This is a genomic window from Blautia sp. KLE_1732_HM_1032, from assembly GCF_025147905.1.
Taxonomy (GTDB): Bacteria; Bacillota; Clostridia; order Lachnospirales; family Lachnospiraceae; genus Blautia_A; species Blautia_A fusiformis.
In genome coordinates, this window is sequence record NZ_CP102266.1 from 2,907,590 (window position 1) to 2,930,517 (window position 22,928).

Annotated in this window: 37 protein-coding genes; 3 read left to right on the forward strand and 34 right to left on the reverse strand. The window is 43.9% G+C overall.

Features of this window, described 5'->3' with window-relative positions:
• Positions 1–12: 12 nt before the first annotated feature.
• The 8 genes from NQ489_RS13850 to rpmJ all read right to left on the reverse strand — a co-directional run bounded on the left by NQ489_RS13850 (position 13) and on the right by rpmJ (position 5,098).
• On the reverse strand, positions 13–717 hold the full coding sequence (locus NQ489_RS13850; RefSeq protein ID WP_227588377.1) for a phosphatidylinositol-specific phospholipase C/glycerophosphodiester phosphodiesterase family protein: 705 nt from the start codon (positions 715–717) through the stop codon (positions 13–15).
• 379 nt (positions 718–1,096) lie between these two features.
• The gene (locus NQ489_RS13855) at positions 1,097–1,276 is read right to left on the reverse strand and encodes a LytTR family transcriptional regulator DNA-binding domain-containing protein (RefSeq protein ID WP_235812329.1); all 180 of its coding nucleotides are present in this window, start codon (positions 1,274–1,276) and stop codon (positions 1,097–1,099) included.
• Between the two features lie 302 nt (positions 1,277–1,578).
• Positions 1,579–2,115, reverse strand: a complete 537-nt coding sequence (locus NQ489_RS13860) for a bL17 family ribosomal protein (protein WP_021976084.1) — start codon at positions 2,113–2,115, stop codon at positions 1,579–1,581.
• Positions 2,116–2,206: 91 nt separating this feature from the next.
• Complete coding sequence (locus NQ489_RS13865) at positions 2,207–3,166, reverse strand: DNA-directed RNA polymerase subunit alpha (protein ID WP_044961035.1); 960 nt, start codon at positions 3,164–3,166, stop codon at positions 2,207–2,209.
• Positions 3,167–3,250: 84 nt separating this feature from the next.
• A complete protein-coding gene (gene rpsD, locus NQ489_RS13870) occupies positions 3,251–3,844 on the reverse strand; it encodes a 30S ribosomal protein S4 (RefSeq protein WP_015526943.1) in 594 nt (197 codons plus the stop codon).
• A 16-nt stretch (positions 3,845–3,860) separates the two neighbouring features.
• Complete coding sequence (gene rpsK / locus NQ489_RS13875; RefSeq protein WP_015526942.1) at positions 3,861–4,253, reverse strand: 30S ribosomal protein S11; 393 nt, start codon at positions 4,251–4,253, stop codon at positions 3,861–3,863.
• 55 nt (positions 4,254–4,308) lie between these two features.
• Positions 4,309–4,677 carry a 30S ribosomal protein S13 gene (gene rpsM / locus NQ489_RS13880; protein WP_008707282.1) on the reverse strand — a complete coding sequence of 123 codons (369 nt, stop codon included), beginning with the start codon at positions 4,675–4,677 and terminating at the stop codon, positions 4,309–4,311.
• A gap of 307 nt (positions 4,678–4,984) precedes the next feature.
• Positions 4,985–5,098 carry a 50S ribosomal protein L36 gene (rpmJ, locus tag NQ489_RS13885; RefSeq protein ID WP_003022746.1) on the reverse strand — a complete coding sequence of 38 codons (114 nt, stop codon included), beginning with the start codon at positions 5,096–5,098 and terminating at the stop codon, positions 4,985–4,987.
• 221 nt (positions 5,099–5,319) lie between these two features.
• Between rpmJ and NQ489_RS13890 the strand changes: the two genes are divergently transcribed.
• The 3 genes from NQ489_RS13890 to NQ489_RS13900 all read left to right on the forward strand — a co-directional run bounded on the left by NQ489_RS13890 (position 5,320) and on the right by NQ489_RS13900 (position 8,593).
• Positions 5,320–6,051, forward strand: a complete 732-nt coding sequence (locus NQ489_RS13890) for a YoaK family protein (RefSeq protein WP_021650772.1) — start codon at positions 5,320–5,322, stop codon at positions 6,049–6,051.
• A 319-nt stretch (positions 6,052–6,370) separates the two neighbouring features.
• A complete protein-coding gene (locus NQ489_RS13895) occupies positions 6,371–7,096 on the forward strand; it encodes a UTRA domain-containing protein (protein ID WP_021650770.1) in 726 nt (241 codons plus the stop codon).
• Positions 7,097–7,270: 174 nt separating this feature from the next.
• Positions 7,271–8,593: a sodium-dependent transporter gene (locus NQ489_RS13900; protein WP_044961033.1), complete on the forward strand. Its 1,323-nt coding sequence runs from the start codon at positions 7,271–7,273 to the stop codon at positions 8,591–8,593.
• Positions 8,594–8,977: 384 nt separating this feature from the next.
• Here NQ489_RS13900 and infA read toward each other — a convergent pair whose 3' ends face one another.
• From infA to NQ489_RS14030, 26 genes are all read right to left on the reverse strand, one after another.
• Positions 8,978–9,196 carry a translation initiation factor IF-1 gene (infA, locus tag NQ489_RS13905; RefSeq protein WP_005428560.1) on the reverse strand — a complete coding sequence of 73 codons (219 nt, stop codon included), beginning with the start codon at positions 9,194–9,196 and terminating at the stop codon, positions 8,978–8,980.
• A gap of 34 nt (positions 9,197–9,230) precedes the next feature.
• The gene (gene map, locus NQ489_RS13910) at positions 9,231–9,989 is read right to left on the reverse strand and encodes a type I methionyl aminopeptidase (protein WP_015526936.1); all 759 of its coding nucleotides are present in this window, start codon (positions 9,987–9,989) and stop codon (positions 9,231–9,233) included.
• A gap of 2 nt (positions 9,990–9,991) precedes the next feature.
• Positions 9,992–10,636: an adenylate kinase gene (locus NQ489_RS13915; protein ID WP_015526935.1), complete on the reverse strand. Its 645-nt coding sequence runs from the start codon at positions 10,634–10,636 to the stop codon at positions 9,992–9,994.
• Between the two features lie 98 nt (positions 10,637–10,734).
• Entirely contained in the window at positions 10,735–12,048 is a 1,314-nt protein-coding gene (gene secY / locus NQ489_RS13920; protein WP_021650767.1) for a preprotein translocase subunit SecY, read from the reverse strand.
• Positions 12,048–12,488 carry a 50S ribosomal protein L15 gene (rplO, locus tag NQ489_RS13925; protein WP_015526933.1) on the reverse strand — a complete coding sequence of 147 codons (441 nt, stop codon included), beginning with the start codon at positions 12,486–12,488 and terminating at the stop codon, positions 12,048–12,050. Before rplO ends, secY begins: the two co-directional genes overlap by 1 nt.
• A gap of 12 nt (positions 12,489–12,500) precedes the next feature.
• A complete protein-coding gene (rpmD, locus tag NQ489_RS13930) occupies positions 12,501–12,680 on the reverse strand; it encodes a 50S ribosomal protein L30 (protein ID WP_015526932.1) in 180 nt (59 codons plus the stop codon).
• A gap of 13 nt (positions 12,681–12,693) precedes the next feature.
• Positions 12,694–13,203, reverse strand: a complete 510-nt coding sequence (gene rpsE / locus NQ489_RS13935) for a 30S ribosomal protein S5 (protein ID WP_015526931.1) — start codon at positions 13,201–13,203, stop codon at positions 12,694–12,696.
• 17 nt (positions 13,204–13,220) lie between these two features.
• Entirely contained in the window at positions 13,221–13,589 is a 369-nt protein-coding gene (gene rplR, locus NQ489_RS13940) for a 50S ribosomal protein L18 (protein ID WP_015526930.1), read from the reverse strand.
• A gap of 17 nt (positions 13,590–13,606) precedes the next feature.
• Entirely contained in the window at positions 13,607–14,146 is a 540-nt protein-coding gene (gene rplF, locus NQ489_RS13945) for a 50S ribosomal protein L6 (RefSeq protein ID WP_015526929.1), read from the reverse strand.
• A 96-nt stretch (positions 14,147–14,242) separates the two neighbouring features.
• Complete coding sequence (gene rpsH / locus NQ489_RS13950) at positions 14,243–14,644, reverse strand: 30S ribosomal protein S8 (RefSeq protein ID WP_015526928.1); 402 nt, start codon at positions 14,642–14,644, stop codon at positions 14,243–14,245.
• An 81-nt stretch (positions 14,645–14,725) separates the two neighbouring features.
• A complete protein-coding gene (locus NQ489_RS13955; protein ID WP_015526927.1) occupies positions 14,726–14,911 on the reverse strand; it encodes a type Z 30S ribosomal protein S14 in 186 nt (61 codons plus the stop codon).
• Positions 14,912–14,924: 13 nt separating this feature from the next.
• Complete coding sequence (rplE, locus tag NQ489_RS13960; protein WP_021650765.1) at positions 14,925–15,464, reverse strand: 50S ribosomal protein L5; 540 nt, start codon at positions 15,462–15,464, stop codon at positions 14,925–14,927.
• Positions 15,465–15,486: 22 nt separating this feature from the next.
• Positions 15,487–15,798, reverse strand: a complete 312-nt coding sequence (gene rplX, locus NQ489_RS13965) for a 50S ribosomal protein L24 (protein WP_021650764.1) — start codon at positions 15,796–15,798, stop codon at positions 15,487–15,489.
• Positions 15,799–15,809: 11 nt separating this feature from the next.
• Positions 15,810–16,178, reverse strand: a complete 369-nt coding sequence (rplN, locus tag NQ489_RS13970; RefSeq protein WP_019162495.1) for a 50S ribosomal protein L14 — start codon at positions 16,176–16,178, stop codon at positions 15,810–15,812.
• A gap of 13 nt (positions 16,179–16,191) precedes the next feature.
• Complete coding sequence (gene rpsQ / locus NQ489_RS13975) at positions 16,192–16,446, reverse strand: 30S ribosomal protein S17 (protein ID WP_021650763.1); 255 nt, start codon at positions 16,444–16,446, stop codon at positions 16,192–16,194.
• A gap of 17 nt (positions 16,447–16,463) precedes the next feature.
• Positions 16,464–16,673 carry a 50S ribosomal protein L29 gene (rpmC, locus tag NQ489_RS13980; protein ID WP_021650762.1) on the reverse strand — a complete coding sequence of 70 codons (210 nt, stop codon included), beginning with the start codon at positions 16,671–16,673 and terminating at the stop codon, positions 16,464–16,466.
• Positions 16,663–17,100: a 50S ribosomal protein L16 gene (gene rplP, locus NQ489_RS13985; RefSeq protein ID WP_015526924.1), complete on the reverse strand. Its 438-nt coding sequence runs from the start codon at positions 17,098–17,100 to the stop codon at positions 16,663–16,665. The genes rpmC and rplP overlap by 11 nt, the downstream gene beginning before the upstream one ends.
• Complete coding sequence (rpsC, locus tag NQ489_RS13990) at positions 17,100–17,756, reverse strand: 30S ribosomal protein S3 (protein ID WP_015526923.1); 657 nt, start codon at positions 17,754–17,756, stop codon at positions 17,100–17,102. The genes rplP and rpsC overlap by 1 nt, the downstream gene beginning before the upstream one ends.
• Positions 17,757–17,767: 11 nt before the next feature.
• Positions 17,768–18,157 (reverse strand): 50S ribosomal protein L22, encoded by a 390-nt coding sequence (gene rplV / locus NQ489_RS13995; RefSeq protein WP_015526922.1) that lies wholly within the window; start codon positions 18,155–18,157, stop codon positions 17,768–17,770.
• 86 nt (positions 18,158–18,243) lie between these two features.
• Positions 18,244–18,525, reverse strand: coding sequence for a 30S ribosomal protein S19 (gene rpsS, locus NQ489_RS14000; RefSeq protein WP_015526921.1), 282 nt, complete (start codon positions 18,523–18,525; stop codon positions 18,244–18,246).
• Positions 18,526–18,540: 15 nt separating this feature from the next.
• Entirely contained in the window at positions 18,541–19,386 is an 846-nt protein-coding gene (gene rplB / locus NQ489_RS14005) for a 50S ribosomal protein L2 (protein ID WP_015526920.1), read from the reverse strand.
• Between the two features lie 62 nt (positions 19,387–19,448).
• The gene (gene rplW, locus NQ489_RS14010; protein ID WP_015526919.1) at positions 19,449–19,748 is read right to left on the reverse strand and encodes a 50S ribosomal protein L23; all 300 of its coding nucleotides are present in this window, start codon (positions 19,746–19,748) and stop codon (positions 19,449–19,451) included.
• Positions 19,748–20,368 (reverse strand): 50S ribosomal protein L4, encoded by a 621-nt coding sequence (gene rplD, locus NQ489_RS14015; protein ID WP_015526918.1) that lies wholly within the window; start codon positions 20,366–20,368, stop codon positions 19,748–19,750. Before rplD ends, rplW begins: the two co-directional genes overlap by 1 nt.
• A 21-nt stretch (positions 20,369–20,389) precedes the next feature.
• On the reverse strand, positions 20,390–21,022 hold the full coding sequence (gene rplC, locus NQ489_RS14020; protein WP_015526917.1) for a 50S ribosomal protein L3: 633 nt from the start codon (positions 21,020–21,022) through the stop codon (positions 20,390–20,392).
• 65 nt (positions 21,023–21,087) lie between these two features.
• Entirely contained in the window at positions 21,088–21,405 is a 318-nt protein-coding gene (gene rpsJ / locus NQ489_RS14025; protein WP_015526916.1) for a 30S ribosomal protein S10, read from the reverse strand.
• A gap of 349 nt (positions 21,406–21,754) precedes the next feature.
• Positions 21,755–22,834 (reverse strand): hypothetical protein, encoded by a 1,080-nt coding sequence (locus NQ489_RS14030; RefSeq protein ID WP_021650760.1) that lies wholly within the window; start codon positions 22,832–22,834, stop codon positions 21,755–21,757.
• Positions 22,835–22,928 lie beyond the last annotated feature (94 nt).

Here is a 22,928-nt window from a genome sequence, read left to right on the forward strand (position 1 = left end):
TTTTTATTTCTCTTACCACAGATCTTCCGCTGTCAGGAAATCGGTACAGATTCCTTCTGCTCCCTGCGAAATGTATCTTCTGGCCTGGTCACGGTCATTAACCGTATAAACATACAGACTGATCCCGTTTTTTTCAAAGATCTTCTCCGTTTCTTCTGACCAATACTCCCAGTATACTGTTGCTGCCGGAATTCCCTTTTCTTTACAGAAGGATGCAATATACTCCAGCTCTTCCACAGAATACTCCTGCCACAGTGAATATACATAGGAAGGAAAAGAATAGAGCATGGCCGTTCCGGGAAACATTGCTTCATTGTAGATTTCCGGAATGATCCGATCCAGCGTCTCACCGGCACCTGCATTCCTGGCGATTTCCACATAATCACTGTAATCCTCCAGTGTTCTCTGATAATTGCGAAGAGAATACTGTTTGGAATCGATCAGCACATATGCATCCGGATAATCTTTCAGAAGAAGGAAAAAATCCTCCAGTGTCATGGGGGTGTATTTCCCATATATTTTACTTTGTCTGAATTCCTTTTCTGTAAGGACTTTTTTTCCGTTGCCATCCCACTGTCCCATGGAATCGTTCCAGTTATGCCTGCAGACCCATACTCCATCGGATGTCCTGGAAAGATCCAATTCAAAAAGACGAACTCCCTGTTCATACATGAACAGAAATCCCTCTCTGGAATTCAGGTAATCCTTTCCGTCCATACCTCCCAGAGCATGTGCAATGGTCCTGTAGTCCTTCCAGCTAAATCCTCCTGATGTATTCCGGGCAGTTTCTGTTTCCGGAAAACTTCCTCCCAGAAGAAAAAGCGATACAAACAGTATTTCCAATGTCAGTATAAAACGTCGCATCATCTCAGGCAACAAAAAAATGCACAAGACGTAAAGGAAAACATTTCCTCGCTGCTTTCCTTTTTATCTTCTGCAAATTTATCATATCCGGGAACCTGTCCCAAATCATTCCTATATTGTTTCTGTCCGGTAATACCAAAAGTCCCACCGACCATGTTTATCATCCTTTCGCATACGTGTAGTCGTATTTCATACATTACCGATTGTACGCTAAAAAAGGATAATAATCAAGTTAATCCTCTTCTTCCTCGTCATATTCCTGCTGAAGCCTCAGATATTCATCATATTTCTCGTGTGCATTCCGATTATAGGATCGGGAGATCGGTATTACATGCTCTCCGATATGGAAGCTGTCATTTTCAGCTCCTGTGACCCGTTCCATATTTACTATAAAGCTCTGATGACACCGCAAAAATGTACCGTCGTCAAGCTGTTTTTCGAAGTCTTTCAGCTTACCTCAGGTTTCCTTTTCTTTTCCAATTCTTCCAATAAAAGCTCGCCGCTTTTAAATATCCGATTTATGTATCCCCTTTTACTCCATCATTGTTACTTTTTGTTCTATATATTATACCATGATTTGTTATTCAAATTATGATATCTTAATGTAATTTATGGTCGAAAACCCACCATTTATGCATTTTTTCGAGTTTTTTGGAATATAAAAAAAGGACATCTGCATTTCTGCAAATGTCCTTTAAATCGGTCAGAAGTAAATTATACAAGCTCGATAAGAACTTCCATTGCTGCATCGCCTTTACGCTGTCCGATCTTAACGATTCTTGTGTAACCACCGTTACGATCTGCGTATTTCGGAGCGATCTCGCTGAACATCTTGTCAACCATGTCAACTTCTTTTGTATTTTTCTTTCTGCCAGCGCCCTTAGCAGGAACCTCTGTTACAGGATAGAAAACTTTCATCATCTCACGACGTGCATGAAGTCTGGAAGGAGCATCTTTCTTGATCTCTTTCTGAACTTCATCGTAAACTGTTTTCTTTTTGCCGTCTACGACTTCTTTTACACGTTTTCCGTCAGCATCTTTACGAGCAACCTTAGCTGTTACTGTAACTGTCTCGAAATTGTCTTTCTCACGTACAGCCATAGCGATAAGTCCCTCAGCGATCTTACGGATCTCTTTAGCCTTAGCTTCTGTTGTCACGATCTTTCCGTGATGAAGAAGGTTTGTAACCTGATTTCTGAGAAGTGCTTTTCTCTGGTTAGATGTTCTGCTTAATTTTCTATATTTTGCCATTTTATTATCCTCCATCTGTGGGACACCAGGACATGCTTGTTCGGTCTTACTGCCCTGCTGCTGACACCCCACTCATTACTCTGTTTCCGGATTATTCCTCTGTAGGCTGGAGCTGAAGTCCCAGCTCTTTGAGTTTTGCAAGTACTTCCTCTAAGGATTTGCGGCCCATATTACGAACCTTCATCATATCGTCAGAAGTCTTGTTGCATAATTCTTCAACCGTATTGATACCGGCTCTCTTAAGGCAGTTGTAGGAACGAACAGAGAGCTCAAGCTCATCAATGCTCATCTCCAGAACCTTTTCCTTCTCATTGTCTTCTTTCTCGATCATAACCTCTGCGGTCTTAGCATTCTCGGAAAGATCAATGAACAGGTTTAAATGCTCGCTGAGAACCTTCGCTGCAAGGCTGACTGCCTCATCCGGATCAAGTGTTCCATTGGTATATACATCCAGTGTAAGCTTGTCGAAGTCAGTTACCTGACCAACTCGTGTATTCTCTACGATCATGTTGACTCTGTCTACCGGTGTGTAGATCGCATCCACTGCAATCATACCGATCGGCATGTCATCGGTTTTGCCTTTGTCTGCACTGATATAGCCACGTCCCTTGGTAATGGTAAGCTCCATGGCCAGTCTGCAGTCTTTTCCACCGTTCAGGGTTGCAATCACCTGATCCGGGTTCATGATCTCAATATCCTGATCTGCCTGGATATCAGCTGCTGTAACAACACCTTTGCCCTCACACTCAATGTATGCGGTCTTCGGCTCATTGTCACTGCTGTGATTCTTAATGGCAAGAGATTTCAGATTCATGATGATTTCGGTCACATCTTCCTTCACGCCCGGAATGGAGCTGAATTCATGAAGTACACCATCGATCTTCACCTGGCTTACTGCAGCTCCCGGAAGGGAGGACAGCATAATTCTTCTTAAAGAATTGCCAAGGGTAGTACCATAACCTCTTTCCAGAGGCTCTACAACGAATCTTCCAAACTTCTTATCTTCGGATATTTCGGTAATTTCGATTTTTGGTTTATTGAAATCAAACACTATAAGGTTCCCTCCTTCTGGGTTAATCAACATTCGAGGGTATTACCAATTTTTATAACTGTAGACACAGTAAACAGTTACTAATTATTTAGAATACAGCTCGACGATAAGCATCTCGTTTACAGGAACATCGATCTGCTCTCTTGTAGGAAGCTCTTTAACTACACCCTTCAGGTTCTCCTGATCAACGTCGATCCACTCCGGAACAAGTCTTCCACCAGTGATCTCAAGGATTCCTTTATATCTCTCAGAGCCTTTGCTCTTCTCTCTGATCTCAATTGTGTCTCCTGCTTTGCACAGGTAGGACGGAATGTTTACACATTTTCCGTTAACAAGTACGTGCTTGTGATCTACGATCTGACGAGCCTCTCTTCTTGTTCTGGCAAATCCCATACGGAAAACGATGTTGTCAAGTCTGCTCTCAAGCATAACCATAAGGTTCTCACCTGTCTGGCCCTGCATTCTGTCGGCTTTCTTGTAGTAGTTACGGAAAGGTTTCTCAAGAACTCCGTAGATAAATTTTGCTTTCTGTTTCTCTTTTAACTGAAGACCATACTCAGACACCTTGCGGTTTGCACGTTTTAACTGTCTTGTGGACTTCTTATCAATTCCTAAGTAAATCGGATCCAGGCCAAGGGATCTGCATCTTTTCAGAACAGGTACTCTATTTACTGCCATTTCAACTACCTCCTAATTAGACTCTTCTGCGTTTTGGTGGACGGCATCCGTTGTGAGGAACCGGAGTTACGTCACGAATGCTGGTTACTTCAAGTCCGCATGCCTGAAGCGCACGGATTGCAGCTTCACGGCCTGAGCCCGGGCCTTTTACCATAACGTCTACTGTTTTTAATCCATGAATTAAAGCAGCCTTTGTTGCAGTCTCTGCTGCCATCTGTGCTGCATAAGGGGTAGATTTCCTTGAACCTTTAAATCCAAGACCACCGGCACTTGCCCATGAAAGAGCGTTTCCTTCGTTATCTGTCAGTGTGACGATTGTATTGTTGAAGGAAGACTGAATGTGTGCCTGTCCGTGTTCAACGTTTTTCTTGACACGACGTTTTGTCGTTTTCTTTGTAACTTTTGCCATTTTAAAACTAACCTACACTTTCCTTTTATTGAAATTAATTAGTTATATCTATAAATTATTTCTTCTTGTTTGCAACAGTTCTCTTCGGTCCCTTGCGAGTTCTCGCATTTGTCTTAGTCTTCTGACCACGAACCGGGAGTCCTTTACGATGACGGATACCTCTGTAGCATCCAATCTCCTGCAGTCTCTTGATGTTAAGGGCGATTTCCCTTCTCAGATCACCTTCTACTGTCATTGTCTCATCAATAACAGCACTCAGTCTCTTAACCTCGTCATCAGTCAGATCTCTGACACGTGTGTCAGGATTAACCTCTGCTTTAGCAAGAATTTTGTCTGCGCTTGGTCTACCAATTCCATAAATGTAGGTAAGACCGATTTCAATACGTTTCTCTCTTGGTAAGTCTACACCAGCTATACGAGCCATGTACTGTTTCCTCCATTTTCTGTTTCTGAAAGTTCCGCATATCGTATGTCACTTGCTCTCGCAAGGTGAAATGGGACATATCGACCTGCCGCCTTCTTTTCTAGTTTCCTAATTGGGGTGCCTCGGTAAAACACCCAGCTGTAATTGGCGAATCACAGCCTTTCCGAAATTGCGGATCTTAACCGCTGTTGCCTCTCGGTATTAGGCAATACATGCTTATTATCTGTTCAGTAGAACAACCCTACCGGGTGTTTCATACTGCAGCCGCACGTTTCACAAACATTCCAAAGAAGTTCCGATATGGAAATCAACCCTGACGCTGTTTGTGCTTCGGGTTCTCACAGATGATTCTGATGGATCCCTTTCTCTTAATGACCTTGCACTTCTCGCAGATCGGCTTTACAGATGATCTTACTTTCACTGGAAATCCTCCTTCCGTAAATTAGTCTCATATCTGCAGTTTCACAGGCGCACTCATACACAGTATTTGCGCGCTTGAAATATATACTAACACCTGTTTTCCTGAAATGCAAGAAAAAATTAAAAAAATTTTTGATTTTTTTTACAGGCTGTATTATAATGGGTGGCAAAGTCCGGCAGACATATGGAATCTGCCTATTTTAATGAAAGGAATCTTTACATATGCATACGGAAATGAAATATCGTTTTCTGATACATTACACCTTATCTTTTATCGGTGGATACCTGGGGCTTTATGCCATTGTGTCAAGAGCAGATCTTTTCGGCAATGCCCAGACAGCCAATCTTATTGGTGTTGTGCGGGATCTCATAGGCAGGAATTTTTCGGATATGCTTCTGCGTGTGGGTGCGCTTCTCATATATATGGCTGCTGTTATCCTTACGGTCTGGATCCCAGAGCATTTTTCCGCAGATCTTCGTTTTATCAGTATCGTGATCGATATCTTTGCGATCCTGCTCCTGGGATTCTTTCCTTCCGGAATGTCTCCGGTTGTGGCTCTTTACCCCGTGTTCTTTGCAATGCCTTTCCAGTGGTGTACCTTCAAGGCTCCCGGCGGATATAACAGCTCCACGATCTTTTCCACCAACAACCTTCGCCAGTTCACCACAGCTGTCACTCAGTTCCTTATGAAAAAGGACAGCACACAGTGCGATAAAGCAAAATTCTACGGAATGACGCTGCTTTCTTTTCATACAGGTGCAGCTTTGTCTCTGATCCTGTATATGACCTGCGGTCTCTCAGGCGTATGGCTCTGTCTGGTTCCTGCCTTCTATGCTGTATGGCTGATCAGTGCAGACCGGAATACCGTAGCCGATACACCGGCAGTTACCCGAAGCACAGCTTCTGACGGCAGCAGCTTCAGGAATCTTTCCTATAAGAAAAAAGAGGCCTGACTTTATTTTAGCTTTGATAAAATAAGAGGAAATGTGATCTGTTTTTACACTGTCACATTTCCTTTTTTGTTTACGCGTAAGCCCCTCTGGCGCTTACAGCTTATATGCGTTCGAAATCCAGTATCATGATTTTGAATGGCCACAAATTGATTTCATCTATATTTCTCATACTATCCTCATAACATATCAATATACTCTGTAACTTGTTTAAACATTCCACGGTATTTACATTGCGCTTACCGGGAAAATCTTTTATAATTATTTCAGAAATCATAAATCCTGCTATATATTTTTGACCGAACATGAATGGAGAATTGAAATGCCCAAAAGTATTTACGAAGATATCTATAAAGATCTGAAAATGAAAATAGAGGACAACACCTTTGCCTATCAGGAGCTTCTTCCTTCCGAAAACACTCTGATCCAGACTTACGGCTGCTCCCGCAATACCCTGCGACGTGCGGTCAGTCTTCTTGTCAGTGACGGCTATGTACAGACCATGCAGGGAAAAGGTGTCCGCAATATCTACCGTCCAAACGAGAAGACTGCTTTCACCATCGGAGAGATCGAAACCTTCAAGGAATCTGCTGCAAGGAACGGTCAGAATGCCCATACGGAGGTGGCTCTTTTTACAGAACTTTGTATCAGCAAAAATCAGTCAGCTTACACAGGATTTCCCGCTGGTGCAGAAGTATATTATATTCAGCGTATCCATTATCTTGAAGATATCCCGCTGATCATCAACCATAATTATTTTCTGAAGGAATCCGTTCCCGGCCTTACTGCCGAGATTGCCAGTCATTCTATCTATGAATATCTGGAACAGGTGCTTCATATGACCATTGTCAACAGCAAACGTATCATGACTGTGGAAAAGGTTACAGAAATTGATGAAAAATATCTTCATCTGAATGTAAAGGATTATAACTGCGTGGCTGTGGTGTCCAGCCAGACTTATAACAGTGACGGTGTGATGTTTGAATATACCCAGTCACGGCACAAACCGGATCATTTTCGATTTTATGCTAATGCCCTGCGCCGATGAGCCCGGCTCATAACTGCTTCGCAGCTATACGGTTATGAGCAGGTGACAAATGTGGCTCACAAATATCCGCCTAGATCTGTATAGATACCTGGATCTGTATAGATGCTGCAGTTTCCTATTTTCCAAAATTATGTTATACTGAAACGATCAACGGAGAGAGGAAATTTTATTTTTATGAAAAAACGAGAATCTTTTAACAGCCGCTGGGGGTTCATTCTGGCCTGCATCGGGTCTGCGGTTGGAATGGGAAATATCTGGATGTTTCCCACCAGAGTTTCCCTGTATGGCGGGGGATCGTTCCTGATCCCGTATTTTATTTTTGTGGCACTGATCGGCTTTACCGGGGTGATCGGTGAGATGAGCTTTGGCCGCGGGACACGTTCCGGGCCCATTGACGCCTTCGGCATGGCCTGCGAAACCAAAGGCAAACGAAGGCTGGGTGAAACACTGGGCTGGATACCGGTGATCGGTGCACTGGCCATGGCTATCGGTTATACGGTTGTTATGGGATGGATCTTCCGATATATGCTCGGAGCCTTTACAGGCTCCACCCTGGCACCGGCAGATATTGAGTCCTTTGGCGCCAAATTCGGAGGCATGGCCTCTGCCTGGGGAAATAATCTCTGGCAGCTGGCTGCTCTTGTGATCTGCATGTTTATCCTAATGTACGGCGTTGGAAGCGGCATCGAAAAGGCCAATAAAGTGATGATGCCTATCTTCTTTATACTGTTTGTGATCCTTGGCATCTATGTTGCCTTTCAGCCGGGAGCTGCTGCCGGATACCGCTATATCTTCCGCGTGGAGCCGGAAGTTCTGGCAAAGCCTTCCACCTGGATCTTCGCACTTGGACAGGCATTTTTCTCCCTGTCTGTTGCAGGCAACGGTACACTGATCTACGGATCTTATCTTCCGGACAGCGAAGATATCCCTGCATCTGCTGCAAGGGTAGCACTTTTTGATACTCTGGCTGCTATGCTGGCAGCACTTGTTATCATTCCGGCCATGGCTACCACAGGTGCCAAGCTTGACCAGGGCGGTCCCGGACTTCTGTTCATCTACCTGCCGCACCTGATCAAAACCATGCCTGGCGGACGGATCATTGCCATCATCTTTTTCGTAGCTGTGTTCCTTGCAGGCATGACCTCGCTTATGAACCTTTATGAAGCTCCTATTGCCACAGTTCAGGAAAAAACAGGTCTTGGCCGGATTCCCTCCTGCATGGTGATCTCAGTGATCGGCGTTGTGGTTTCGCTTCTTATCCAGGGCATTGTTTCTGACTGGATGGATGTGCTTTCCATCTATATCTGTCCTCTCGGCGCAGGACTTGCAGGGATCATGTTCTTCTGGATCTTCGGCCGGAGCTATGTGGAAAGTCAGGTCAACAAAGGCCGCGAGAAACCATTCACGAAATATTTTTACCCGGTGTGTAAATATCTTTATATTCCGGTGTGCTTTCTGGTGCTGATCCTTGGTGTTGTGCTGGGCGGGATCGGATGATAAGGTGATAACATAAGTAAAATAAAAAATTATCTGCATAAACAAATCCCCCGAAAAATGATTTTTTAATCATTTCCGAGGGATTTTTATGTTTTATCTTATAATATTCGTACAGCCAGGATTTTCGATTTGCTGCATATCCTGAATACACTCACTTCACAGTTTGTCAACAAGTTTAAGTTTTACACTGATTTCCAATTATTCTACATTCTTAGAGTGTATCCGGTTTCTCCACTTCATAGTCAGACCAAGATGCAGCCGTATCGCTGCCTGAGAAACGTAAAAAAATGTGAGTGATAAATTCCACTTCAGATTCTTTTCTGCAGAAAAGGCAAAAAAAGACCCGGCAGCTTGACGCCACCAGGTCATCCTTTACAATATTTCTTATTTATCTCTCCAGATGATTCTTCCTTTGGAAAGATCATACGGAGAAAGTTCGATCGTTACTTTATCTCCCGGGAGAATACGGATAAAATTCATACGGAGCTTGCCACTGATATGTGCAAGTACCACATGTTTGTTTTCCAGTTCCACTTTAAACATCGCATTAGGCAGTTTCTCCAGAACAGTGCCTTCTACTTCGATCACATCTGCTTTTGACATTTTTTACCTCCTATGTCATGACAACAATTGCTGCTTACAGATTCGTAAGCGTCAGAATCTCTGGTTCCCCATCGGTGATGAGGATCGTGTTTTCATAATGGGCGGAAAGTGAACCATCCATGGTTACCACTGTCCACTCATCGTCCAGCCATGCCACGTCCGCACGACCAAGGTTGATCATGGGCTCGACGGCCAGGGTCATTCCCGGAAGGAGCTTGATGCCCCTGCGCTTCTGCGGGAAGTTTGGAATCTGCGGATCCTCATGAAGATGAGTTCCGATTCCATGTCCTACAAGGTCACGTACAATACCGTAACGGTATTTCGCTGCGTGGGCTCCGATGGCTTTGGAAATATCATTTAAATGATTTCCGGCTTTTGCCATTTTCAGTCCTTCAAAAAAGCACTCTCTTGTAACCTTAATGAGCTGCTGTGCTTCTTTGGATACTTCACCTACCGCATAGGTACGTGCTGCGTCAGAATGGTAGCCCTTATAAATCAGGCCGGCGTCGATCTTAACCAGATCCCCGTCCTGGATAATCTTCTCCTCGGATGGAATTCCATGCACAACCTCATCATTCAGGCTGATGCAGAAAGAAGCCGGAAAACCTCCGTAGTTCAGAAAGTTCGGAATACAGCCCATAGACCGGATCATTTCTTCCCCGATCTTATCAATCTCTTTGGTGCTGACACCCGGTTTGATGTAAGGGATCAAACCGTCATGCACCTTCTCAAGAAGATGGCCTGCTTCTCTCATAAGTTCGATTTCATGCTGTGTCTTAATTGTTACGGACATTCTTATTCTCCTAAGATGTCAACGATCTCCTGGAATACCTCATTCAGATCCCTGGTTCCGTCTACCGTCTTCAAAACACCCTGTGTGGTGTAATAGTCAATCAATGGCTGTGTCTGCTCATGATAAACATTCAGACGCTTCTGAACTGTTTCCGGCTTGTCATCATCACGGAGTACAAGCTTGTCACCACAGGTATCGCAGACCCCCTCTGTCTTCGGTGCTGCAAATACAACGTGATAAGTTGCACCGCATTTCACACATGCACGGCGTCCGCCCATACGTTTCACGATGTTATCATCCGGCACATCCACATCGATCGCATAGTCAATTTTGCTTCCAAGTTTGTTCAGAGCCTCTGTCAGACATTCTGCCTGCGGAATTGTTCTCGGGAAACCATCCAGAACATACCCTTCCCTTGCGTCATCCTGCTGAATTCTGTCAACAACAAGGTCGCAGGTCAATTCATCTGGAACAAGAAGTCCCTGATCCATGTAAGTTTTTGCTTTGTTTCCAAGCTCGGTACCGTTTTTGATGTTAGCACGGAAAATATCTCCTGTGGAGATGTGCGGAATTCCATATTTCGCCGCAATTTTCTTAGCCTGAGTACCTTTACCTGCCCCCGGTGCACCCAACATAATAATTCTCATAGCATACCCTCCATTTTCCTGTTTTCTGCCTGATCTTCAGACAGTCCTGTTTACAAATCAAGGCTGCGACACTTTCGCACCGCAACCTTCATTTTCAATTAGTTCAGGAAGCCTTTGTAATTACGTACAAGCAGCTGAGATTCCACCTGCTTAACGGTCTCCAGGATAACACCTACGATGATGATGATAGATGTACCGCCGAAGGAAACATCCGCACCGAACACACCGTTGAAGAAGAACGGTATAACGGCCACGATAACAAGACCTACTGCACCTATAAATATAATATAATTCAGGATTTTAGTCAAATAATCTGAAGTCGGTTTTCCCGGACGGATGCCTGGGATAAAACCGCCCTGCTTTTTGATATTATCGGCTACTTCCAACGGATTAAAGGTAATTGATGTATAGAAGTATGCGAAGAATACGCAAAGTACCACATACACGATCAGACCCCAGCTGTACTGGATCTGACTTGGATTACACCAGTTATTGGAGGAAAGTCCTCTTAAAATCTCACTTCCGATGCCCGTTCCGTTTCCTTTGCCAGCGAACTGAGCAATGATCGACGGGAAAGACATGATAGAGGAAGCAAAAATAACCGGGATAACGCCGGCAGTATTTACCTTGAGCGGGATGTTTGTGGACTGACCGCCCATCATTTTACGTCCAACCATCTTTCTGGAATACTGAACCGGAATTCTTCTCTCTGCTCCGTTGAGGATAAGTACGAGCACTACAACAAACAGAATAATCACAGCAATGATGCAGGCTGCAAGCATTCCTTTTGCAATTGTTTTGCCCTTGACGAAGTTCTCATAAAGAAGGGACATATCACTCGGGATCCTGGACACGATATTGATAGTCAGGACGATGGAAATACCATTTCCAATGCCCTTCTCTGTAATACGCTCGCCCAGCCACATAAGCATTGCGGAACCCGCTGTTAAACTTGCAACAACTACGATTCCTTTAAGGAAGCTCATGTTCGGGATCATACCCTGACGTCCAAATCCGATTGCCATGGCAATAGACTCAAACAGAGCAAGACCAACCGTTACATAACGTGTGATTGCTGTAAGCTTTTTTCTTCCTTCTTCTCCGTCACGCTGCATCTCTTCCAGTGCCGGAATGGCAATGGTAAGAAGCTGAATGATAATGGAAGAAGTAATGTAAGGTGTGATGTTCAATGCGAAAATTGACATCTGAGTAAAGGAACCGCCGGTGAACGCATCAAAGAAATTGAATGCGTCACCGGTATTAGATTCAAACCACTGCTTAAAGAAGTCACTGTCGACTCCCGGTACAGGAAGCTGGGATCCGATTCTGATCACGAATATCATCCAGATCAGATAGAGAAGCTTTCTTCTCATTTCCTTTACTTTGAAAACACTCTTAAGAGTCTCAAACATTAGATCACCTCTACTGTACCACCAGCAGCTTCAATTTTTGTTTTTGCAGTCTCGCTGACAGCGTTTACTTTAACATTAAGTTTTTTTGTAAGCTCGCCGTTTCCAAGGATCTTAACACCATCACCGATCTTGGAGATTGCACCGCTTGCAAGTAAGCTGTCAACTGTAACCTCTGCGCCATCCTCAAAACGATTGAGAACGTCTACATTGATTGCGATAATTTCTTTAGAGTTTCTGTTAGTGAAACCTCTCTTAGGAAGACGTCTGTATAAAGGCATCTGACCTCCCTCGAATCCCGGTTTCTTGTGTCCGGAACGAGCAAGCTGTCCTTTATGTCCTTTACCAGCAGTTTTGCCGTTTCCTGAACCATGTCCACGGCCTCTTCTGAAGTTATCGCTATGCTTGGAACCCTCTGCGGGTCTTAAGTTTGATAATTCCATTCTGGCACCTCCTTAATCTTCTACTTTTACCAGGTGCTGCACCTGCTGAATCATTCCTCTGGTTGCAGCGTTGTCTGGCATCTCAACTGTTTTATGCATCTTTGTAAGACCCATAGCTTTTACAGTTTTTTTGTGTTTCGGTACTGCACCGATCGGAGATTTTACCAGTGTAACCTTGATTGTATCTGCCATTTCCATATCCTCCTTAACCCAGAATCTCATCTACAGATTTTCCGCGGAGCTTTGCAACCTCTTCCGGAGTCTTTAACTGGCTCAGGCCTGCGATTGTTGCCAGAACTACGTTCTGTTTATTTCTGGAACCCATACATTTTGTACGGATGTTTTTGATACCTGCAAGCTCGATTACGGCACGTGCCGGGCCACCGGCGATAACTCCAGTACCTTCCGGAGCTCTCTTCAGAAGCATCTCAGCGCTTCCGAATTTTCCGATGAAGTCATGTGTAATGGAATTGTTCTCGTCTCTTGCAACAGTAACAAGCTTCTTCATAGCGTCCTCTTTACCTTTGCGGATCGCCTCCGGAATTTCTGCTGCTTTTCCTAAACCTGCACCAACGTGTCCATTGCCGTCACCTACAACAACTAAAGCTGTGAAACGGAAGTTACGACCACCTTTAACAACCTTGGTAACACGCTTGATTGATACTACTTTATCTTCTAACTCTAACTGACTAGCATCAATAAGATTACGTTTCATGTGTTCTTTTCCTCCTCTTAGAATTTCAGTCCAGCTTCTCTTGCTGCATCTGCCAGTGCTTTAACTTTTCCGTGGTAGATATATCCACCTCTGTCGAAAACAACGCTCTCGATACCAGCCTCAACAGCTTTTTTACCGATCACTGTTCCAACTTTTGCTGCAGCCTGTACATCATCAGTGTTCTCAAGCTCTGCTTTTACGTCCTTCTGGAGAGTAGAAGCGGATACTAAAGTTTTACCAACTGTGTCATCAATAATCTGTGCATAGATGTGCTTGTTGGAACGAAATACTGCCAGACGAGGAGTAGTTGCAGTTCCGTTTAAATGATGACGTAATCTTCTATGCTTCTTTTCGCGAATTTCGCTTCTGGATGCTTTGTTAATCATATTCTCACTCTCCTTAATTATTTCTTACCGGTCTTACCGACTTTACGTCTGATAACTTCGTCAACGTACTTGATTCCCTTGCCCTTGTATGGCTCAGGTCTTCTCTTGTCTCTGATCTCAGCTGCGTACTGGCCAACTTTTTCTTTGCTGATACCAGATACGATGATCTTGTTTCCGTCAACTGTGGACTCAAGACCTTCTGGATCTTCCATCTCTACCGGGTGAGAATATCCGAGGTTAAGTACAAGTTTCTTGCCCTGCTTAGCAGCTCTGTAACCAACACCGTTAACCTCAAGCTCTTTTTTGTATCCTTCGCTTACACCAACAACCATGTTGTGGATAAGGCTTCTTGTTAAGCCGTGAAGGGCTTTGATTCTCTTTAAGTCGTTCGGTCTTGTTACAACTACATGACCGTCTTCAACTTTGATCTCTAACTCTGTCGGGAGTGCTCTCTCAAGTGTTCCCTTAGGTCCTTTTACTGTTACAACGTTTCCATCTGCGACTGTAACCTCAACGCCAGCTGGAATTGCAACCGGAAGTCTTCCGATTCGTGACATAAATTTGTCCTCCTTACTTAGATTGTCGGAGAGGGCATGGGCCCTCTCTGTTTTCAGTTTAAAAGCTATATGACTGCTTCGTTAAGCGGCTTAGACCTACCAAACGAATGCAAGTACCTCGCCACCAACCTGAAGCTTACGAGCCTCTTTGTCAGTGATAACGCCTTTGTTTGTGGAAAGGATTGCGATGCCAAGTCCACCAAGAACCTTCGGAAGCTCATCCTTGCCTGCGTATACACGAAGACCTGGTTTGGAGATTCTCTTAAGTCCTGTGATGATCTTCTGGTTTTTGTCCTCACCATATTTCAGTGTGATGTGAAGAGTTTTAACAACTCCATCCTCAACCAGATCATATTTTGCGATGTATCCCTCATCTACAAGGATGTTTGCGATAGCAATTTTCATCTTGGATGCCGGTACGTCTACAGTGTCATGTTTTGCAGTATTTGCGTTACGGATTCTTGTAAGCATATCTGCGATCGGATCGCTCATTGTCATGTAAGTTTCCTCCTCTTTCTTCAGACTTTACATGTCGTGTGAATATTAGTTAAATGATTAAAAAGTTGCTTTCGCCTCGGCCTACCAGGAAGCTTTCTTAACACCCGGGATCTGACCTTTGTATGCCAGCTCACGGAAGCAGATTCTGCAAATTCCGTATTTTCTCAGGTATGCATGTGGACGGCCACAGATTCTGCAGCGAGTATACTCTCTTGTGGAGAATTTAGCTTTACGCTGCTGTTTAATTTTCATTGCTGTCTTAGCCATGAATCTTTTCCTCCTATTTAGCAAATGGCATGTTGAATAATGTCAGTAATTCGCGTGCCTCTTCATCTGTTTTAGCAGTTGTAACGAAGATAACGTCCATTCCTCTTACTTTATCAACCTTATCGTACTCAACCTCTGGGAAGATCAGCTGCTCTTTGATACCAAGAGCATAGTTTCCTCTGCCGTCGAATGCGTTCGGGTTAACACCACGGAAGTCACGTACACGTGGAAGAGCAAGGTTGATAAGACGATCAGCGAACTCATACATCTTCTCGCCTCTCAGAGTAACTTTACATCCGATCGGCATACCCTCTCTGATTTTGAAGTTAGCGACAGATTTTTTAGCTTTTGTAGCGATTGCTTTCTGTCCTGTAACAAGTTCCATATCTGCGATTGCAGCGTCAAGAAGTTTAGCGTTCTCTTTTGCCTCGCCAACACCCATGTTAACAACGATTTTCTCGAGTTTTGGCACTTCCATTACGTTTTTGTATCCGAATTTCTTGGTCATGGCATCCATGATCTCGTTCTTGTAAAGATCTTTTAATCTACTCACCTTTATATGCCTCCTCTCTTAATTAATCGATTGTCTTTCCTGTTGCTTTGGCAACACGAACTTTTTTGTCTCCATCCATCTTGAATCCAACTCTTGTAGCTTTTCCGTCTACAACGAGCATTACGTTGGAGATATGAAGCGGAGCTTCTTTTGTCACGATTCCACCGTTCTGATTAGCTGCGGACGGTTTAGCGTGCTTTGTAACCATGTTTACGTTCTCAACAACTACTGTGTTGTCTTTTACGTTAACTGCAAGGACCTTTCCGTCCTTACCTTTATCTTTTCCAGCGATTACCTTTACAGTATCACCTTTTTTAATTTTCATAGCTGACATTCGGCACCCTCCTATAATACTTCCGGAGCTAAGGAAACGATCTTCATGAATTTCTTCTCACGAAGCTCTCTGGCAACTGGTCCAAAGATACGTGTTCCTCTCGGAGTTAAGTCATCCTTGATAATTACGGCAGCATTTTCATCGAAACGGATGTAAGATCCGTCTTTACGACGAGCGCCTTTTTTAGTTCTAACAACTACAGCTTTAACAACGTCACCTTTTTTAACAACGCCGCCTGGTGTTGCATCTTTAACCGTAGCAACGATTGTGTCACCGATGTTTGCATATCTTCTTGTAGAGCCGCCCATAACACGAATACAAAGGATTTCTTTTGCACCAGTGTTGTCGGCAACTTTCAGTCTAGTTTCCTGCTGAATCATACTGGTTTCCTCCTTATTTAGCTTTCTCTACGATCTCAACCAGTCTCCATCTCTTGTCCTTGGACAGCGGTCTGGTCTCCATTACCTTAACGGTATCTCCGATGTTGCACTCATTGTTCTCGTCATGAGCTTTTAATTTATATGTTCTCTTCACGATTTTTTTGTAAAGAGGATGTTTTACATGGTCTTCAATTGCAACTACGATGGTCTTATCCATTTTGTCGCTGATAACCTTACCCACGCGGGTTTTTCTCAGATTTCTTTCCACGATTATGTCCTCCTGTCCTATTTGGAAGCGTTTGCCTGCTCAGTGATTACTGTCTGGATTCTGGCAATATTTTTACGAACCTCTTTGATTCGTCCTGTATTGTCTAACTGGTTTGTTGCATTCTGAAATCTCAGATTGAAAAGCTCTTTTTTAGCAGCTACTAATTCTTCATTCAGTTCTGCAACTGACTTTGCTTTTAAATCTTCCACGAACTTATTAATTTTCACTGTTATCACCGCCTTCTAAGTCTGCACGAGAAACGATTTTACATTTACATGGTAACTTGTGCATTGCAAGACGTAATGCTTCACGGGCAACCTCTTCGGACACGCCTGCAATCTCAAACATAACACGACCTGGTTTTACTACTGCTACCCAGTACTCCAGAGCGCCTTTTCCGGAACCCATTCGAGTCTCAGCTGGTTTAGCTGTTACCGGTTTATCCGGGAAAATCTTAATCCAAACTTTACCGCCACGTTTGATGTAACGGGTCATAGCAACACGGGCTGCCTCGATCTGATTAGATCTGATCCAACATGGCTCAGTAGCAACAAGACCGAAATCACCATAGTTGATAACATTGCCTCTAAGGGCTTTTCCTCTCATGGAGCCACGGAATTGTTTACGACGTTTTACTCTTTTTGGCATTAACATTATTTATCGCTCCCTTCCTTAGTTCCTTTTGTCGGAAGAATCTCACCATTGTAGATCCATGCCTTAACACCAACTTTACCATATGTGGTGTCTGCTTCCGCAAAGCCATAGTCGATATCTGCACGAAGTGTCTGAAGCGGGATTGTTCCCTCGCTGTAGAACTCTGTACGAGCCATATCAGCTCCGCCGAGACGTCCGGATACGGAAGTCTTGATTCCCTTAGCGCCAGCCTTCATTGTTCTCTGCATTGTGGACTTCATAGCACGTCTGAAGGAAATACGATTCTCAAGCTGAAGAGCAATGTTCTCAGCAACCAGCTGTGCATCTTTGTCCGGTCTCTTAACTTCTTTGATGTCAACGATAAGCTTCTTGTCTGTGTATTTCTGAAGCTCAGCTTTAACTTTCTCGATCTCTGCGCCGCCCTTACCGATTACGATACCAGGTTTTGCTGTGTAGATGATGATCTTAACTCTGTCAGATGCTCTCTCGATCTCGATTTTGGAAACACCTGCGCTGTATAATTTCTTTTTAAGGAATGTTCTGATGTTGTAGTCTTCTACCAGGTAGTCAGCAAACTTGTCTTCTGCATACCATCTGGAATCCCAATCCTTGATAACTCCGACTCTAAGGCCATGCGGATTAACTTTCTGTCCCATGCTTTTCCTCCTTACCTTTCATCAAGCACAACTGTGATATGGCTAGTTCTCTTCTCGATTCTGTAAGCTCTACCCTGTGCTCTCGGCTGAATTCTCTTCATTGTAGGTCCCTTATCTGCATAGCATGCTGCAACATAAAGGTTGTCTGCGTTCATTCCGTTGTTGTTTTCAGCGTTTGCTACTGCTGACTCAAGCAGTTTTTTGATCACGCTGGAAGCGTATCTCGGATTGTATGTCAGGATACCAAGTGCTGTCTGTACATCTTTGCCACGGATCGCATCTAATACGTAGCAGGCTTTCTGAACAGAAATTCTTGCATAAGATAACTTTGCAGACGGCCTTGTCTCTCTATTATTCTCATTTCTGGCTCTCTTTATCTGGCTTCTATGTCCTTTTGCCATCTTAAAGTGCCTCCTTTCTTAAATTCGATATCTAAGTTATCTGCCAGCTGTCTTAAATTGACAGCGGGCAGTTATAAATCTGATGACTAGCGTACTCCGGACTTCTTCTCGTCTTTTCCGTGTCCTCTGTAAGTTCTTGTTGCAACGAACTCACCAAGTTTGTGTCCTACCATATCCTCTGTGATATATACCGGCACATGTTTTCTTCCGTCATGAACAGCGATTGTGTGTCCTACGAAAGACGGGAAGATTGTGGAACGGCGAGACCAAGTTTTGATTACGGATTTATCATTTGCAGCGTTAAGAGCGTCTACTTTTTTAAGTAAGCTCTGGTCTGCAAAAGGTCCTTTTTTCAGTGAACGAGACATGCTTTCTCCTCCTTATTATTTCGATAATGCTTTTCCATCGCGTCTTCTTACGATGTACTTGTTGGACTGTTTGTTTTTCTTTCTGGTCTTCAGGCCGAGAGCAGGTTTGCCCCACGGTGTGCAAGGACCTGGGCGTCCGATACCGGTCTTACCTTCACCACCACCATGTGGATGGTCATTCGGGTTCATTACGGAACCACGAACTGTAGGTCTGATACCCATGTTACGTTTACGTCCGGCTTTACCGATGTTAATAAGGTTGTGATCTCCGTTTCCGATTACACCAACAGTTGCGCGGCATACGATCGGAACCATTCTCATCTCACCGGAAGGAAGACGAAGTGTTGCGTACTTTCCTTCTTTAGCCATGAGCTGTGCGCCGTTTCCTGCAGAACGAACCATCTGTCCGCCTTTTCCAGGATGAAGCTCAATGTTGTGAACCATAGTACCAACCGGGATAAGCTCCAGTGGGAGGCAGTTTCCAACACGAACCTCAGCTTCCGGACCATTGTAAACCTTCTGGCCTACTTTAAGTCCCTCTGGAGCGAGGATGTAAGCTTTCTCGCCATCTGCGTAGCAGATCAGAGCGATGTTAGCTGTTCTGTTCGGATCGTACTCGATTGTTTTAACTGTTGCAGGGATTCCATCTTTTCTTCTCTTGAAGTCGATGATTCTGTATTTTCTTCTGCTTCCGCCACCCTGATGTCTTACAGTGATCTTACCCTGATTGTTACGTCCAGCGTTCTTCTTAAGGGAAGTAACGAGGGATTTCTCTGGTTTTGCAGCTGTAATCTCAGAGAAGTCGGAACCAGTCATATGTCTTCTTGACGGTGTATATGGGTTATAGCTTTTGATTCCCATGATGTTTCTCCTTTCGAATTTGTTCTCGTGCTTTCGTGCACATATTCGGACTTATCTGTTAATTAAAGTCCCTCAAAAATCTCGATATCTTTGCTCTCTTCTGTAAGAGCTACGATAGCTTTTTTAGTCTTAGCAGTTTTTCCAACTACCATTCCACGGCGTTTTTTCTTTCCATCACTGTTGATGGTGTTTACGCTCTTAACTTTTGTTCCCTCGAACATCTTCTCAACAGCCTCTTTGATCTGAGTCTTGTTAGCTTCCGGATGTACAAGGAATGTATATTTCTTCTCACCCATGTCTGCCATGGATTTCTCTGTGATAACCGGACGGATGATTACGTCATAGTACTGAATACTTGCCATTATGCGTATACCTCCTCGATAGATGCAACGGCATCCTTTGTAACAACTACGGTGTTGTGTTTCATAACATCGTATGTGTTGATTGTAGCCGGTGTTGCAGTTTCCACGTCAGCGATGTTTCTTGCGGAAAGAACTACGTTCTGATCGTTGTCAGCTGTGATTACAAGAGCTTTCTCTGCTTTCAGGTTTGTAAGAACCTTCTGCATCTCTTTTGTCTTAACCTCAGCAAGTGCAAGGCTGTCAACAACAACAAGTTTATTATCCTGAACCTTGGATGTCAGAGCGGATTTAAGAGCTGCTCTTCTTTCCTTCTTGTTCATTTTTACTTCATAATCTCTCGGAACCGGAGCGAATACAACACCGCCGCCTGTCCACTGTGGTGCACGGATGGAACCCTGTCTTGCATGACCTGTTCCTTTCTGTCTCCACGGTTTTCTTCCGCCGCCTCTTACCTCAGAACGAGTTTTCGCTTTCTGAGTTCCCTGACGGTTATTTGCAAGCTGACGAACAACTGCAAGATGAACGAGATGCTCGTTGATCTCAACGCCGAATACTGCGTCATTCAGCTCCATTGTGCCAACTTCATTGCCTTCCATATTATAAACAGTTACATTAGCCATTCTGATGCTCCTCCTTTCCTATTATAAGGACTTTACTGTCTCTTTGATTGTAACCAAAGATTTCTTAGGTCCTGGAACAGCACCCTTAACTAACAGTAAGTTATTTTCTGTATCTACACGTACGATCTCAAGATTCTGAACAGTTACCTGAACATGTCCCATGTGACCTGGCATATGTTTTCCTTTGAAAACCTTGCTCGGATCGGAGCAAGCGCCGTTGGAACCTGCATGACGATGATATTTAGAACCGTGAGCCATAGGTCCTCTGGACTGGCCATGTCTCTTGATGGCGCCCTGGAAGCCTTTACCTTTGGAAACTGCAGTAGCATCGATATGATCTCCTGCTGCAAAGATATCAGCCTTGATTTCCTGTCCAACCTCATACTCGCCGGCATTGTCAAATCTGAACTCTTTTACAAATCTCTTTACAGCTACACCAGCTTTGTCAAAGTGGCCTTTCTCCGGTTTGTTGACCAGTTTCTCTCTGATCTCGCCGAAGCCAACCTGAACTGATGTGTATCCATCGTTCTCCTCAGTTTTAACCTGAGTTACAACGCAAGGACCTGCCTGTAAAACAGTTACCGGAATTAACATTCCATCTTCATTGAAGATCTGAGTCATTCCGACTTTAGTAGCTAAAATAGCTTTCTTCATTTCTTTCTTCCTCCTTATAGCGGATTACCATTCGGTAATCATATAGTTAATGTCAAATGACATTATTAGCGGTTTTTCATCTTGATATCGATGTGAACACCAGCCGGCATTTCCAGTCTGGAAAGTGCATCTACTGTTTTCTGAGTTGGTGTCAGGATATCGATAAGTCTCTTATGTGTTCTCTGCTCAAACTGCTCTCTGGAATCTTTGTATTTATGAACAGCTCTTAAGATTGTAACAACCTCTTTCTTAGTAGGAAGCGGAACCGGTCCACTTACCATTGCTCCGTTCTTCTTTACTGTCTCGATGATCTTTGCTGCAGATGCATCAACGAGCTGATGATCATATGCCTTTAATGTGATTCTCATTACCTGATTTGCCATAAAAAAAGTCTCCTCCTATTCGTACTTATATAGCAGTACGACAAGCGGCGACTGTACACATCTCCGTGTGTGTCATGGTATATTTGCACACACGTCCCATCCCAAGATGGTTATTGAACTTTGTACAGTGACTTGTCGTCAGTTTCCTAACTTGACATTCGCTCCACGGAAAACCTGCCAGTGTGGCAGCAACCTCGCGCTTCATAGCTATCAATGTCACAGCAAGGATTAGTATATACGATGATTCTTCAGAATGCAAGCCTTTTTTTAAATTTTTTTGATTTTTTTTAAAAAAGAAGAAAATGGCTCATTTCTGAACCATTTTCTTCTTATATAATAGGTACTTATTTTATTCTTCCATATCGTCCACATCACCACTGATGATATCCGAGTAATCAAACAGTGTAACCTTCGTGATGTCATCCTTAACGATATCCGGTGCATCACCGGCCTTCTTTACGCGGCTTGCAAGCTGCGCTGCGGAATAAGACGGCATCGCAAGGCTTCCAATGGTAACCGGCTCCTCTTCCTCTTCCGGAACCTCTTCGACCTTTCCGGCCGGATGCGGCTTTCTGTTTTCTTCAACCGTACGTTCTGCCATTTCCAGTCTGGAAAGCATATCTGCTTCTTCTGAAGTGGCTGCTGCAATCTCTTTCTTAAGTTCCGCATGAGCTTCACTTGCGGCAGTCTGTGCAGTCTGCTGTATGGCAACCTTCTTTTTATTCTCCGAATAGCCTGTAACATCCTCTTCGTCAATTTCATCTACGAAACCGCCCGTACGGACCTTACGCTTATCTGCTTTTTTATTTTTGTGTTTTCGTGCCTTTTCTTCCTGAATGATCTCTTTTTCTTCTTCCTTCATTCTTCTGGCACGTGCTTTTTCTTCCTGCTTCAGTTCTTTCCTAGACTTCACATAACCCGGTTCCGGATCGTTCACATCTTCCTCAATATCATCCGGCTCTTTCTTCCAGAGCTCTGCGATCACATACAGGATGATCAGGAACAATACGACCAGACCAAGAATGATCAGGCCTTCAATACTTTCTGTAGCCACCATAAGATATCCCACATAGCCAATGGTAACTACAACTTTCGGAACATAATCTCCAACCTTAATGGTAAAAGTCTTTCCTCCGGAAACGGACTGATCTGTTACTGTTCCGGTTCCCTTGGAGGCATCGAGATTGGTGATCGTATATTTATATGTCTCGGAATCTTTCTGTACAAGGATCGGAGTACCTGCGCTGATCGCAGAACTCTTCTCCGGGATCGCATATGTAACAGATCCGACTGGGAGGTTCGTTGCCTTATCGGATTTATCCACGATCACTGTTCTCACCCCGAAGAACGGCGGAAGAACAAGTCCCAGTACACAGATCAGTGTGCATATCACAACAAAATGTACGATAAATTTCAATACTTTTGACATAGGTAATCTTCCTCTTTCATATTTGTAGGTACTTTGAAGCGGAAAGGGATACAGCGGGAATCGGTCTTCCTTTCCGTCTGTATCCCTTTATATT